This window comes from Streptomyces sp. NPDC058052 (assembly GCF_042885515.1).
In the GTDB taxonomy this organism is placed as follows: domain Bacteria; phylum Actinomycetota; class Actinomycetes; order Streptomycetales; family Streptomycetaceae; genus Streptomyces.
The window spans coordinates 1-1048 of record NZ_JBHVRX010000108.1 but is presented as its reverse complement, the minus strand read 5'-3'; the positions used below and the strand labels follow the sequence as shown (position 1 = coordinate 1048).

2 protein-coding genes are annotated in these 1048 nt (G+C 30.2%); both read right to left on the bottom strand.

Annotated elements, in window-relative coordinates:
* A partial coding sequence (locus ACFVU3_RS40265; RefSeq protein WP_390073741.1) for a DNA translocase FtsK 4TM domain-containing protein occupies positions 1–680 on the bottom strand: 680 nt, incomplete at its 3' end.
* A gap of 257 nt (positions 681–937) precedes the next feature.
* Positions 938–1048: hypothetical protein (locus tag ACFVU3_RS40260; protein ID WP_390073742.1), on the bottom strand; the 111-nt coding region annotated here is incomplete at its 5' end.

The window sequence follows — 1048 nt, the reverse complement described above, 5'->3', positions numbered from 1 at the left end:
AGTTCTGCTTTTAATTGAGCCCTCTCTTCTTTTCTAGCTTTACTCGTTTCTCTTTTGTCTCTAAACGATTCTGAAGCACTTTTACTAGATGATTTCATACTTTCAAATAGGCTTTTACTTACATCTCTATGTCTTAAGTTTGATAAAAGTATGATACTTGAAGCTATTAGTAGAACAGTAATAATTATAACGCCAGCTATTGATATAAGAGGTATTAATAATTTAAATAAGTAAAAACCTATTAAACCTCCTCCGAAGTTAGGAAAGTGTGTATGTTCATATGATTTATAAACATATGATAATACTGGCTCTCTTTCAGATGACACGCCTTTACTAAAATGGTAATAAAGTTGCGTTATACATAGCAAAGCAAGTTGCAAAACAAGCGCACCAATACTTCGACGCGTTTTAGGAATTTTTTTAGAATATGTAATGAAGACTGTACCTAGAATCACTAAAATATAAGTCAGAAATCTACTCATACCGAATAGATAATTGAAGAAACTATCAATCATTTGACCAACTATGCCTAATTGAAAAGCTCCTAAAACGACAAGAATAATTATGACAATAGCAATGATGTAGCGTAAAGGGCTCTCATTTTGTTTTTTTCTTTTACTATTTTTACGCGTAGCATTACTTTTCCTTCTATTCGTTGTTTTTTTCTTTGTTTGTGGCAAGATTTCACACCTTCTTTTTTAATCTTTCACAGTTATTTAATTATGGCCTAATAATAACTATTATGTATATATTTAATAAGATGAAAGAGGCAGGGACAATTAATTGTTTAAAGCCATCTCAATTATTCTTATATCCCAATTAGATATGTTTGAACAAAAATTAAGAAGACCTCGTTGCAGAGCATAATCATCTTAAATCACTTAAATGATTTGCTATACACAATTGTCCCAACCTCTTCAAATGTTATTTATTAAGATTAAATCTCAGAAATTACTGGAATAATCATTGGACGACGTTTCGTGCTTTCAAATAATAATTTGCTAATTTGATCTCGCATATTTTGCTTAATTTCAGACCATTCTATACC